The 13,118-nt window shown below is 56.2% G+C and carries 13 protein-coding genes; 8 read left to right on the top strand and 5 right to left on the bottom strand.

All coding sequences use genetic code 11. The features are described from left to right. From carB to IQ254_RS10190, 3 genes are all read right to left on the bottom strand, one after another. Positions 1-1,997, bottom strand: a 1,997-nt coding sequence (carB, locus tag IQ254_RS10180) for a carbamoyl-phosphate synthase large subunit (RefSeq protein ID WP_193966069.1), incomplete at its 3' end; no start/stop codon positions are given. Between the two features lie 315 nt (positions 1,998-2,312). Continuing rightward, positions 2,313-2,828, bottom strand: coding sequence for an AAA family ATPase (locus IQ254_RS10185; protein WP_193966070.1), 516 nt, complete (start codon positions 2,826-2,828; stop codon positions 2,313-2,315). Between the two features lie 43 nt (positions 2,829-2,871). Then, the gene (locus IQ254_RS10190; protein WP_193966071.1) at positions 2,872-3,207 is read right to left on the bottom strand and encodes a helix-turn-helix transcriptional regulator; all 336 of its coding nucleotides are present in this window, start codon (positions 3,205-3,207) and stop codon (positions 2,872-2,874) included. Between the two features lie 135 nt (positions 3,208-3,342). Between IQ254_RS10190 and tgt the strand changes: the two genes are divergently transcribed. Then, the gene (gene tgt / locus IQ254_RS10195) at positions 3,343-4,476 is read left to right on the top strand and encodes a tRNA guanosine(34) transglycosylase Tgt (RefSeq protein WP_193966072.1); all 1,134 of its coding nucleotides are present in this window, start codon (positions 3,343-3,345) and stop codon (positions 4,474-4,476) included. 116 nt (positions 4,477-4,592) lie between these two features. Beyond that, complete coding sequence (locus IQ254_RS10200) at positions 4,593-4,730, top strand: photosystem II reaction center protein K (RefSeq protein WP_193966073.1); 138 nt, start codon at positions 4,593-4,595, stop codon at positions 4,728-4,730. Positions 4,731-4,799: 69 nt separating this feature from the next. On the opposite strand, the gene IQ254_RS10205 is transcribed toward IQ254_RS10200, so the two are convergent. Further along, positions 4,800-5,105 (bottom strand): TIR domain-containing protein, encoded by a 306-nt coding sequence (locus tag IQ254_RS10205; RefSeq protein WP_193966074.1) that lies wholly within the window; start codon positions 5,103-5,105, stop codon positions 4,800-4,802. A 350-nt stretch (positions 5,106-5,455) separates the two neighbouring features. Between IQ254_RS10205 and IQ254_RS10210 the strand changes: the two genes are divergently transcribed. From IQ254_RS10210 to IQ254_RS10220, 3 genes are read left to right on the top strand one after another with little or no spacing between them, the layout of a single operon-like run. After that, positions 5,456-6,514, top strand: coding sequence for a hypothetical protein (locus IQ254_RS10210; RefSeq protein WP_193966075.1), 1,059 nt, complete (start codon positions 5,456-5,458; stop codon positions 6,512-6,514). A gap of 49 nt (positions 6,515-6,563) precedes the next feature. Next, a complete protein-coding gene (locus IQ254_RS10215; RefSeq protein WP_193966076.1) occupies positions 6,564-8,132 on the top strand; it encodes a GUN4 domain-containing protein in 1,569 nt (522 codons plus the stop codon). Then, a complete protein-coding gene (locus IQ254_RS10220; protein ID WP_193966077.1) occupies positions 8,122-8,751 on the top strand; it encodes a GUN4 domain-containing protein in 630 nt (209 codons plus the stop codon). Before IQ254_RS10215 ends, IQ254_RS10220 begins: the two co-directional genes overlap by 11 nt. 49 nt (positions 8,752-8,800) lie before the next feature. On the opposite strand, the gene IQ254_RS10225 is transcribed toward IQ254_RS10220, so the two are convergent. Continuing rightward, entirely contained in the window at positions 8,801-10,126 is a 1,326-nt protein-coding gene (locus tag IQ254_RS10225; RefSeq protein ID WP_193966078.1) for a hypothetical protein, read from the bottom strand. Positions 10,127-10,337: 211 nt separating this feature from the next. Here IQ254_RS10225 and IQ254_RS10230 point away from each other — a divergent pair, with 211 nt between their 5' ends. From IQ254_RS10230 to IQ254_RS10240, 3 genes are all read left to right on the top strand, one after another. Continuing rightward, entirely contained in the window at positions 10,338-11,213 is an 876-nt protein-coding gene (locus IQ254_RS10230; RefSeq protein WP_193966079.1) for a pirin family protein, read from the top strand. A 122-nt stretch (positions 11,214-11,335) separates the two neighbouring features. Then, on the top strand, positions 11,336-12,175 hold the full coding sequence (locus IQ254_RS10235; protein WP_193966080.1) for a PEP-CTERM sorting domain-containing protein: 840 nt from the start codon (positions 11,336-11,338) through the stop codon (positions 12,173-12,175). A 207-nt stretch (positions 12,176-12,382) separates the two neighbouring features. After that, positions 12,383-13,114 (top strand): rhomboid family intramembrane serine protease, encoded by a 732-nt coding sequence (locus IQ254_RS10240; protein WP_193966081.1) that lies wholly within the window; start codon positions 12,383-12,385, stop codon positions 13,112-13,114. Positions 13,115-13,118 lie beyond the last annotated feature (4 nt).

The raw sequence follows: 13,118 nt of genomic DNA on the forward strand, positions 1-13,118 counted from the left end.
GTGGATGGGTCGGCGGGGGGCAGGGAGAAGAGGTATTGCTGGAGCGGTACGGCCAGCTTCAGCGGAGTTTGGCCGCCAAACTGAATGATGATGCCGACGGGGTTTTCGGCCTCGATGATGTTGAGTACGTCTTCTTTGGTCAGGGGCTCAAAGTAGAGGCGATCGCTGGTGTCGTAGTCGGTGGAGACCGTCTCGGGGTTGGAGTTGACCATGATGGTCTCAAAGCCATCGTCTCGCAGGGCAAAGGAGGCGTGGCAGCAGCAGTAGTCAAACTCAATGCCCTGGCCAATGCGGTTAGGGCCGCCGCCCAAAATCATCACCTTGGGGCGATCGCTGGGCAGCACCTCGGTTTCGTCTTCGTAGGTGGAGTAGTAGTAGGGGGTAAAGGCCTCAAACTCGGCGGCGCAGGTATCTACAGTCTTGTACACCGGGATCACGCCCAGGCCTTTGCGGTACTGGCGCACGGTGTCTTCGGTGGTGCTGGTGGCGTAGGCAATCTGGCGATCGCTAAAGCCCTGACGCTTGACCGCCCGCATCTGGTCGTAGGTGAGGTCAGTCAGATTGGTGCGCTTGAGGAATTTTTCGGTCTTCAGTAGCCCTGAGAGTTGGTTGAGAAACCAGGGGTCGATGGCGGTGAGCTGGTAGATGTCGTCTACAGTGAGCCCCAGCTGCATAGCGTGGCGCAGCTCAAAGATACGATCGGGGTTGGGGGTGCGCAGCTTGGGGCGAATTTCGTTGAGGCTGGGTAGCTTCTCGGCGCGATCGCAGCCCCAGCCCGCCCGGCCAATTTCGAGCGATCGCAGCGCCTTTTGAAACGACTCCTGAAAGGTGCGGCCAATCGCCATCGCCTCACCCACCGACTTCATCTGGGTGGTCAGGGTGGAGGAGGTGCCGGGAAATTTCTCAAAGGCAAAGCGAGGAATTTTTGTCACCACATAGTCAATGGTGGGTTCAAAACTGGCCGGAGTTTTCTTAGTGATGTCGTTGGAAATTTCGTTGAGGGTGTAGCCCACCGCCAGCTTGGCGGCAAACTTGGCGATCGGGAAGCCCGTGGCCTTTGAAGCCAAGGCCGAGCTGCGCGACACCCGAGGGTTCATCTCAATGACGATGTAGTCGCCGTTGTCGGGGTTGACCGCAAACTGAATGTTAGAACCGCCCGTCTCCACACCAATCTCGCGAATAATCTTGACCGAAGCATCGCGCAGACGCTGATACTCTTTATCGGTCAGGGTCTGGGCCGGGGCTACGGTAATCGAATCGCCCGTGTGAACCCCCATGGGGTCCAAGTTTTCGATTGAGCAGATAATCACTACGTTATCGGCCAGATCGCGCATCACCTCCAGCTCGTACTCTTTCCAGCCCAGCAGCGATTGCTCGATCAAGATCTGTGACACCGGGCTGGCATCGAGGCCCGATCGCGAGATGGTTTCAAACTCCTCCTGGTTGTAGGCAATGCCGCCGCCAGTGCCGCCCATGGTGTAAGCCGGGCGAATAATCAGCGGAAAGCTACCGATCTGCTGGGCGATCTGCTTCGCCTCATCCATGGTTTCAGCCAGCCCCGACGGGCACACCGGCACCTCAATCCGGGCCATAGCCTCTTTAAACAACTTGCGGTCTTCTGCCATCTCAATGGCCTCGAGCTTGGCCCCAATCAGCTCGACCCCGTGGCGCTCTAGGGCTCCATTTTTCGACAGCGCTACCGCCAGGTTCAGCGCCGTCTGCCCGCCCATGGTGGGCAGCATCACATCGGGCTGCTCCCGCTCGATCACCCGCTCTACCATCTCGGGAGTCAGCGGCTCAATGTAGGTGCGGTTGGCAGTCTCCGGGTCGGTCATGATGGTGGCCGGGTTGGAGTTGATCAGCACCACCTCATAACCCTCTTCCCGCAACGCTTTGCACGCCTGGGTGCCAGAGTAGTCGAACTCGCAGGCTTGGCCAATGACGATCGGGCCAGAGCCGATCAGCAGAATCTTGCGGATGTCATCACGGCGAGGCATAGGCGGCAGAGGTGCTTACGGAAAATCCAAATCATTCTAAGGGGTATTGGCAAGATCCGTTTGCCCAGGTTGAGGCGATCGCGCCCGATCGCCGAGGGTTGCCGACTATTGTCATCATTTGCTGAACTTAAACCAAACGCTAGCTTTGCTATTGCTGCGGCTGACGTTCCCACTCACTGGACGTAAATGACCTTTGCATCTCACCGATCATTTGCATCTCACCGATTATTTGCATCTCACCGATTATTTGCATCTCACCGATTATTTGCATCTCACCGATTATTTGCATCTCACCGATTATTTGCATCTCACCGATCAACTGTATTCGTTTGTATTCGTTCTGGTGTATTCGTTCCGGTGCAGTGGGCTGGTTGGGCGTACACAAGCTAGTACCTTCTCGACAACCTGGTTAAGAGATATAGTCGTCTCGATCTCGCATGTAGCCCCACGTCGTAGCAGCGGCTCCACCGTTTCAAGATAGTAGAGAACTTCTTCGAGTTCCTCCGATCGCTTCCCATAGGGGTTGTTAGTTCTGGTGCTCAAGCGGTCTATAAGAATCTCGGCTGGCGCTCTCAATAGGATGATGTCAGTGAGTTGGGGATAGAACTTCACCTGGTTCTCTGCACATCCACTGAGAAAGAGCGTGTCGTCACCAGCAGAATCTAATGCTTCTTGCACGCGCGATTCGCACCATTGTTGGTTGCCATCATTGTCGTGTTCCGACCAGCCTGGTTCGTCCAGGTCGATCGCTCTAAATCCCTGCCTTCGGAGTTCTTCAATGACACTCGATTTGCCTGTTCCAGACATTCCCGTCAGTAGAATTTTCTTCATAGTCGCGCATCCACTGAGGGACATATCAGATAAACCGCAGTCTCTATGGCCGATAATCGGGTGGGCAGGGGCAGGCCAGACGCGAGGGACTGAGGTGGTGCAGGGTGCTGAGGTAGGCATCGAGCTCGCCAAATTCCGCCGGGTTGAGACTGTAATAAATCCAGCGACCCTCCTGACGGGCGGTAATCAGTCCGGCTTCGCGCAGGGTTTTGAGGTGAAAGGAGAGTTTTGACTGAGCAATATCCATGCGATCGCACAAATCGCACACGCACATCTCCTGCGATCGCAGCAGCTCAATTACCTCCAGCCGCAGTGGGTCAGCCAGGGCTTTGAAGCGGGCTACCAGCCTGTGCGATCGTTTACCTAAAGCCGTAACCATCTGCTGCTCAAAAAACACTGAATCCAGCGTAGCAAAGCCCGGCCCCTCTGCCCTTAGCCAAAAGCCTGGCGGGCCTCCCCTAGTGCTACGATAAATGCCGCCCTGCCCAACATCCGCTCCCTGGAGCAACCCATTTTGACCCAGGCCTTTTCCTTTAGTTGCGACGCCCGCTGTAGCCACACCCAGGCGCGGGCAGGTACCTTCATCACCCCCCACGGCCCCGTCCACACCCCCCGGTTTATGCCGGTGGGCACCCTGGCCAACGTCAAAACCGTTACCCCGGCCCAGCTGTCCACCACCGGGGCGCAGATGGTGCTCTCCAACACCTACCACCTGCACCTGCAACCGGGCGAAGACATCGTGGCCGAGGCCGGTGGCCTGCACCGCTTCATGGGTTGGGATGGCCCCATGCTCACCGACTCCGGCGGCTTCCAGGTGTTTAGCCTCAGCCAGATGCGCACCATCACCGAAGACGGCGTCACCTTTAAATCCCCTCGGGATGGTCGGCTCATCAATATCCGTCCCGAAACCTCGATTCAGATTCAAAACGACCTGGGGGCCGATGTGATCATGGCCTTCGACGAATGCCCCCCCTACCCGTGCAGTCGCGAGGCCATCAAAGCCTCTACCGATCGCACCTGGCGCTGGCTCCAGCGCTGTGCCACCGCCCACCAACGGCCTGACCAGGCGTTGTTTGGCATTGTGCAGGGGGGCGTCTACCCCGACCTGCGCACTGAGGCGGCCCAGCAGCTGGCTACCCTCGATCTGCCGGGCTATGCGATCGGCGGGGTCAGCGTCGGCGAGCCGCCGGAGTTGATCGAGACCATTGTCAAGGCCACCGCCCCCTGTCTGCCCGACCACAAACCCCGCTACCTGATGGGTGTCGGCACCTACCGCGAAATGGCCCAGGCGATCGCCGCTGGGGTCGATCTGTTTGACTGCGTCATCCCCACCCGGTTGGCCCGCCACGGCACGGCCCTGGTAGCCGGGGAACGCTGGAACCTCAAGAACCAGCGCTTTCGCCGCGACTACACTGCGATCGATGGCACCTGTCCCTGCTACACCTGCCAAACCTTCACCCGGGCCTACCTCTGCCACCTGATCCACGCTAAGGAGATGCTGGCCTTTACCCTGATCTCAATCCACAACATCACCGAGCTGGTGCGGTTTACCCAGCGGGTTCGAGAGGCGATTTTGGCTGACCAGTTTCAGACAGAATTTGCCCAGTGGTTAGCTCCTAGCGCTGCGGCGATCGCTCCCCCAGCGTGATAAAATGCGAAGAAAATTTACCAAATCTCAGATTTCAGCCTGCCCGCTCCTGGCACGGCTCTGCTCAGGTCTGAGGCTGGTCTGTCCCGGCTGTGTAATGAGAGGATATTTAACCAATGGAAGCTATGATGCTACTGGCCAAATTGCCCGAGGCCTATTCCCTGTTCGACCCCCTGGTAGACGTGCTGCCCATTATTCCCCTGTTCTTCCTGCTGCTGGCCTTCGTCTGGCAAGCCTCGGTCGGCTTTAAGTAAAGTTAAGGTTCTACCCTTTCCACTATACAAACCCCACGGCTATAAAAGCCCTGGGGTTTTGTTTTAAGGTTAGCCCTCAACCTTGTGTAGTAGTTTGTTGAGATCCAGTTCGCTGGCGATCTTCCCACTCCTTAATAGTCTGATGTTCAATAAAGTGGTCAGACTATTGAGCCATTCCCCGGCAATCACTGGTAGCACAATGGCGCACTGACTGATCATGTCTCGGATATATGCTCGAACGTCTTCTCCTTTAGGAATGCTTTTGTCGTCTAAGAAAATAGCGTCTGGGCCATAGGTATCTGTTAAATGCTGATGGATCTTGCGGGTAATCGTTTGGCTATCGCGACGACGATAGGAAAGGAAGATGATCGGCATACCGAATTCCTGAGCTAACCAAGTTGCCTCTATTAAAGATCAGGGTTATCGAGATGGAGCTCTGAATAAGTCGGCACTGACATATCAAAATTGCTACTCAAGCTAAGATTTTGCCTGAGGATCTGGGTTGGTTGTGAGTCAGCGAGTACTCTGAGGCGGAAATGACCCAGCTGTTTACTCACGCGGAAACCCTTATGAGACCTGGAATTCCCGTTCTGCCTTCTGCCTTCTGCCTTCTGCCTTCCGCCTTTCGGTACTAGCCGCCCCAGTTATGGCGATGCATCGAGCAACCGGGCCCTCAGCTTGCTGCTCAGCGCTATACTTAGCCAGCGTCATTGCTCTTAGCCAAAATGGTTCAGACGTCTAACTCAGACTATAGTTTTCAGCTTTCGATCAAGTCCGTAGAGTGCACACTAGACCCAGGCGTTATCCATACTGGGTTTGAGGTACTCTCTGGCAGCGTCATCAGACTCAGTGGCCTTGAGCAGACCACCTTTGACTTTGATTTACTGCCCCAGCGCCCCCCTTCCGGTACGCTCCCCGACCACAGCACCCAGCCCAATCGCTACGTGGGGCTGAGGTTTAATATCCCCCTCAACCGATTTAGGGTGGTGATCAGATGCCTTGAAAACTGGCTCGATCGTACTAAGCAAAACAATAGATTTGAGTTTCAGCTTTCACCGGCCCATACCATTACCATCCAGACTAACCAGGCTAAAGTTTTAGCGCAGATTTTACCCCTGGGCGAAGCGCTGCTTCCCCCCGAGGAGGTCTACCTTACCCAGGCCAAAGACTATGTCAACACCTTTGGTGAATTGACCCCAGCCGCTAAGGCCAACTTGCTGCTGTTGCGCCATCAGTTGAGCCTTTCCCATGACGAGGCCGATGACCTCAACGCCAGGGCCATGGGGCCGTTTAAATCCCTAGCAGATAAGTATCAACACTTTCGCAAAGAACTGCTGGCCTGCAAGCAAGAAATGACCCTGGACGAAGATTTTTGGCAGGTCATGCGTGACAAGGCCACCAATATGAGCCTGCCTGAGGCCGATGCTGAGTTTCTCAAGGCCGAGCGGCTGCATACCCTGCGCAGTGAGGCCGAGCGAGCCCGACAGCAGGCCGAAGCCGAGGTGGCAGCAGAGCACCAGCGACAACAACAGCAGCAGCAGCGATTGATTAACTACTGCCAGAGCTTTGAAGCCTTGGTGGTTGAAACCCTGAACCCAATCAGCCTCTGGGGGCCAGAGCCCGACGCTTTTCGGCGACAAATACTGGCCCAGCTCTCTGCCTCAGAGTTAAATCGGGGTCGTCTGATCCAGGGGCGAGACTTTTACCACCTCAGCTCCCAGGAAACCGATGCCCTGGAGAAAACGGTTTTAGATGAGCTGTATATGCTATCTGGCTTACTATAGGGGGCAAACGAGTCGATCGGAGATTTAGGGTCGTCTGTGAGGTGCTAGCTTGGCGGAAAGCGTTAAATTTCGTATCACGATCGTAGACCCTCAGTTCAAGAGCGATGACGTGGTCACCGAGGTTCGCTATCTGATTGAAGATCTGCGCGACCTTGAGGGGATGAGCCAGATTCGGTACGAGCCTGTCACAGAAATTAGAGACATAGCCGAAATTCGGGTTGGGGTTCAGTTCGAGGCTGATTCAGACCGCCTGAGCTCAATTTTGCGGCGGCTGCGCGATCGCCTTTATTACAACCCGACTACGACCTTCATCCAGATCCGTATTGCAGCGATCACCCTGAAGATTCAGACTGATAGCGCCGAAGATCTAATGAGTCTTATGTCCGCCACCCAGAGTGGCGAACTGTTTGCTCCCAATCGCGACTACCTGGCAGAGGCCGAAACCTACAGCCGTACTCAAGGTGAGCTATCGCCCACCGAACTCGATAACCTCAATCTGCTGCGTCAGCGTCTAGGGTTATCGGTAGAGCAGGCCGAAGTGCTGAATGCCAAAGCAACTGGCCCGTTTACAAGCCAAGCCCAAAAACGTCGTCACTTTGACGAAATCACCCAGGCCGAGTTTAGCCGGTTGTGGGCCATGGTCAGTGACCCGCCCTTCGCGCTCAAAGATCCCGACGATGATCATTGGCCAGTGCTGCAAGAGCTGGCTGAGAACCTTGGCGTTCCTATGGCCGAAGCTGAGACAATTTACCAAAAGCATCAGCAACGCTATCGAGATGACATGTCTCTAAAGGCCCAGCAAGTCTCGGCCAAAACCTTTGAGAGTAAGCAGTTGGCAGCTGAGGCCAAGGCCGAGGCGGCCCGGCAAGAACAGGCCCAGCAGGTCCAGGAACAACGCGATCAGTACCAGGCCCTCTGCCACGAAGTCATGGCCAACGATCTCTATCCCTCCGAGTACGACCAGGGCCGCTTAGACCAGGCCCGTCGCCTGCGGAATATTTCTGTTGACGAGGCGATCGCGATCGAGACAGAGGTGCGCGATGGGCTCTACGGCAGCATCGCTTCCGCCGCCGGGGTCGATTACAATCGCCTGCGTCACTGCCTACGCCAGCAGGCCTGGGAAGCAGCCGATTTAGAGACAGAAATAGCCATTTTAGCCGCTCTCCAACAAGGTCAACAGCCCCTTATAGCCGCCACAGTGTCGCGGCTACCCGCCATCGATTTGGCCACTATCGATGGTCTCTGGAGCCGCTACAGCAACGGCAAATTTGGCTTCAAAGCCCAGCAGCAGGTTTACCGCAGTCAGCAGCAGATTCAGCCCGACGAGCAAAAGCGGTGGCTAGACTTTTTGCAGGTGCTCGGGTGGCGCGACGAACCCACCTGGTTTTATCGTGGCTTTAAGCCCTACCGCGATCTTACCTTTAGCCTTGAGGCCCCCCAGGGGCATCTACCGACCTGGCGCTGGGGTTGCCCTAGCCTCAGCCCCCGCTACAGCCCCAGTATCGAGGTGGTTGAGGTCGTCATGGCACACCTCAACCACTCCATGCCCCTTGAAGCAGCGGCGGTTCTGGCGCCAACGCAAACCCTGATGATGGGAGGGTTAGCCAGTGCTAGCTAACAGGCTCCATAGCCAACTCGAACCCCAAAGCCAGTTCGCCGCCGACCTTGACGAACTCAGCCTGCTGCTCCACGACGACGACTGGATATCGGCCGATCGCCTGACGGCAACCCTGCTACGGCAAGCCGTAGAATCACAGCTGCAGAATTCCCCGGCGCAGCAACAACGGGCTAATCGGCGATCGCTCCTAACGCCTGAAACCATAGCCGCTCTCCCCTGCCAGTTGCTCCACGCCCTCGACGATCGCTGGCAGCAGGCCAGTGGGGGACACTTTGGCTTCTCGGTCCAGCTGCAGATCTACGACGAAATTTTGGCCACCACAGAGTTTGACCCATCCCTGCGCAACTGGATGACCCCCCACCCATTTCTTTCAGAGGTGGGCTGGCTCATGCCCCTGCCCCTGCGCCCGGTCGGGTTCCTCAAGTTTTACAACTGGCTGGAGTTTGACCTAGATGCGCCCATGGGCCACCTACCCGCTCTCTGGTATTGGCAGGTGCCAGGGTTATATTCTCTACAGATGGGCGGCTTTTTAACCGGCCAGGGAGCGGGCTTTGGCGATTTGGCCCGACTCGACGCCATGCTGCTCCGCATAGCCCGGTGCCATCAACCAGGGCAGTGATATTGAAGGTACAGCTATTACACTCCCCATCTCCTGATCTCCCTAGCCCCTATTCCCCTCCGTCCCCTTCAGCACCGTCAGGCAGATCAGACTCAGGCCAGGGAATGCGGCCATCAAGCGCGATCAAGCGGGCCATTTCACGGGCGCCATAGCGGTTAATATGGCTAGGGTCAGCAAACAGGTGCGATTTCCAGCGCCAGTCTTCGAGTAGGTCTAGCAAAATGAGCTGGCCCTGGTCTGCCCTGGTCTGCAAGAATCGCTGAAACTGGCGTTCGTAGCCCATCCGCACTCGGTCTAGGTAGTCGTTGCTGAGGGGCAAGTTGACGTACACCAAAGGAATATTCTGGCTTTGCAAAAACTGGGTGATGGCGGCCAAAGAAACCGTTTGCACCCCCTCCAGGCGAAAGGGACGGTAGGCGTTGTCGTAGAGCCCTGCGACCCGAGGAAAGCTGCGGTAGTACACCGCCGGGTTGAACTGGTCGTCAACGGCTAAAAATCCCTGGGTGTCAATGGGGCTCAGGGGTACCGTGCCGTAGTCAGTATCTGGGGCAGCCGCAGCAGTATCGGCGGTGGCTTCAGCCTGTACTCCTGAGTCTTGTAGCGTTAGGCGAGCCCCATCTCGCACGGCAGCGTAACCTGGCGAGGCCAGAATCTCGGCAAAGGTGCGGTCAAACCGGCCGCTGTTAAAGGCGCGGGAGCCTTCGGCCCAAATGATCAATCGGGGATGCAGGTCGGGGGCCAACAACTGTCGGGTAATAAAGCTCACTACCTGGGCCGTTGCCCCATTGACGCTAAAGTTATAAACCCGCAAACCAGGGTAGCCCTCTAAAGCGAGGGCCTGCTGTAGCACCTGGGGGTCGATGCCCTGGAGCGATCGCGAGCTGCCGATAATCAGCACGTCAGGTGGCCCTAGGGCTGCCACGTAGGCGCGGTAGAGACTAACCTGCTCGTCTAGCACGTCGCTACCTAGGGTGGGCAAGGCTCTGGGCAAGCCCTGTTGGTCAGCTTTGCGCTGAGCCAGGTACAGGTTTTGTCGATATTCGTCGGCCTTGCGCTGGGCAACGGGCTGGCGAGGGTCGTCAAGGGCCATTGCATGCAGGAGTGCGATCGAGCGTCCCCAGCCTGCGGCTACCTGGTGCCATTGAGCCGCAGTGGTGGCAGTGGTGGCTAACCCAGCCGCCTGGTTGGCTTCGGCAACGGCCTGGTACCAAAGGTCTGGCGGTGCGATCGCACCGCCAGACGTAGTACTTCCAGCAGCCGAGGGCAGACCATTAGGGGTAGCCGTCGGCGCCGAACGGCTAATACAGCAGGTCAACAACACGCCTAACACCGTTGAGGTCGCCAGCCCAGTGCGGCATGTGAAGGGTTTGGTCATAACATCAGGAAGGGCGACGGCAGTCAAGCAAGATCAAGCAAGCACGAGTTGCTTTAGGCAAGGTTCGCCATATAGCTAGTGTAAGAAATTGCGCCACCCGATAGAGCTTGGAGCTTCAGGTCTGAGCCCGTACGCTTACCTAGCGTATAGTAGGGGCGACGTCCCTAGCCTTACCTGGCTTTAATTTGTAGTGCCATGCCTTTGTAGTGCCATGCCAGATTCTATCGATCGCATGCTCAAACCTCACATTCAAGACCTGGGAGGATTTCAGGCCCGGCGTCTACTGCCCCATGAGCATCGCATGATGGTCGGGCCATTTATTTTTTTCGACCACCTCGGCCCAGCCCAATTTGCCCCAGGGCAGGGGGTTGATGTCCGGCCTCATCCCCATATTAACCTGGCCACCGTGACGTATTTGTTTGAGGGGGTCTTACGCCACCGCGACAGCCTCGGGGTAGTACAAGATATTTACCCTGGCGCCGTAAACTGGATGACCGCAGGCCGGGGCATCACCCATTCGGAGCGCACGCCAGAGTTCGTCCGTCAACGCGAGGCGGTGCTCCACGGCATTCAAACCTGGGTAGCCTTGCCCGACGACCAAGAGGAGGTAGCCCCCTGGTTTAAGCACCACCCCGAGGGCACCCTGCCCCGATGGCAGGCCGATGGGGCCACCATTACCCTGATCGCTGGAGCAGCCGATGGTTACTCTTCACCGGTACAAACCCTGTCGCCCATGGTCTACTTAGATGTGCAGTGTACGCCGGGCAGCCGGGTGGTTATTCCCACTGACTACCGCGAGCGAGCGGTCTATAGCGTCACTGAGGGGATAACCCTTGACAACGAACCCCTGCCCCAGCACCGCATGGTTCTATTGGCTCCCGGTAGCACCCCCGAGTTAGGAGCCACTGCGACGGGGCGTTGCATGATCATCGGTGGCGAGCCCGTAGGCCCACGCATTAAATGGTGGAACTTTGTTTCTAGTCGCCAAGCGCGGATTAACCAAGCCAAGCAAGACTGGAAAGCGGGCCGATTCTCAGCTGTGCCTGAAGAGACTGAGTTTATTCCTTTGCCTGAAGGGCGTCCATAGACCGGGCAGAAGGCATTGGCTTCACAGAAACTTGATGGCTGGTTCCGTGAATTCGCAGATGGTACATGGCTATTGGGCCAAGGACAATCAAAAGGTAACCGAGTTCACCTGGAGATACCTGCATGCGCCTGAATCGACTCTACAGTCTTGGCATTTTAGCTACCACCGTAGCACTCGCTAGCATCGCTCAACCCGCCCGAGCGATCTCGTTTACGCTAGGCGACAATGCCGCTACCCAAGCATCTATGAAAGGCATTGCCGGGTTTGGCGGCGAAACCAATCAAGGCGCTTATTCCATCTATGCTCAGACTGAAGGGTTTAATACTGTAGCGTTTAACGATGGCAGTTTTGCCGTCGTTGACAATCAGAATCAGCTCGTTGCCGATGCCGGCATCACTTATTCTTATATTGGCAATACGACTAAAAACGCTCGCATCACTTCAGATCAATGGGCCCCCACCTTCGCATCCCCAAGAGACAATAAATCCAAGTACCTGACGGCTTTTTCTGGCACTGATGTTCAGATTAATTTAGATACAACCCATAACTACTTCGGCATTAACTGGGGCTCTGCCCATGACGGTAATGAGTTTTCGTTTTACAACGGCGATGCCCTAGTGCAGAAGTTTGTTTACTATGGCGATAACCGTACCTTTGCCGCCGATACAAAGACAACTAACGTTGCCTCTGCTCTACAGACCTACGGGACAAAGGGCAATGGAAACCAATACAATGCTTACTTCAATTTCTTCGCTGACTCTAGCGATGATATTTTCAATCGAATTTTGATATCACAGGCCGGTGGTGGCGGCTTCGAAACCGACAACCACACCTTCAAAGCTGGCACTAAGGGCTTTAACGACGTCGAATCTGTACCGGAACCCGCTATGGCCTTAAGCCTTTTGGTTGTAGGCGGTGCCATGGTTGCTAAGCGTCGATCGATGGGCTCCCAGGTCAGCTAACCAGTCTGATTCACTATTTCTAAGCTTTCTTTGCTCCGCGAGTTTAACTCAGTCAACGCCGTCTCGCAAGCACAATGAACGCTGTATTGATCTCTCCGGGCAGATGGCTTTACCCATCTGCCTTTTTGGTATCTACCTCGTAGAAGATTTGCATTTTTCAGCCACTCTGCGATAGTAAAACTGTGCCCAGTCGCAGTGAGGAAATCGGTGGTACCCCTTAAAGATTACAACCCAGGACTGCGCACGCCCTACGTCACCTATGGGCTGATTGTGCTCAATGTAGCAATTTTCATCTACGAACTCAGCCTGCCCTCCTACGGGCTGACGAGCTTTTTCCATGCCTGGGCGGTGGTGCCCGAAGAGTTTTCTATCAGCCTAACCACGGGAGTTTCGGCCCTCAATGCTGAAGAGTGGCTGACGTTGGTGACGAGCCAGTTTCTCCACGGCGGCTTTTTGCACGTTGCTGGCAACATGCTCTATCTGTGGATCTTTGGCAATAACGTCGAAGACCAGATGGGTCACGTGCGGTTTTTGCTGTTTTATGTGCTCTGCGGGGTGTTGGCTAACTTAGCTCAGTGGTTTTTTGCCATGGGTTCTGAGATTCCATCTCTGGGCGCTAGTGGCGCGATCGCAGGGGTGATGGGGGCCTATATTTTCCGCTTTCCAGAGGTGCGCATTCTCACTCTGGTGCCCCTAGGGCCATTCCCACTACCGCTCCGCATTCCAGCGCTGTTCTATTTGGGCATTTGGTTTGTGCAGCAGGCGTTTTACGGCTTGGCCAGCCTCGGCACCCCAACCATGATCGGCATGGAAAGCGGTGGTATTGCCTACTGGGCGCATGCCGGTGGTTTTGCGATCGGCGCACTGCTCGGGCCGCTGTTTGGCCTGTTTAGTCAGCCCAATGCGGCGGTTGCTGTCGAAAGCCCGAAGGTCAAATAGCCGA

Origin of the sequence: Nodosilinea sp. LEGE 07088, assembly GCF_015207395.1 — a bacterium.
GTDB lineage: Bacteria > Cyanobacteriota > Cyanobacteriia > Phormidesmidales > Phormidesmidaceae > Nodosilinea.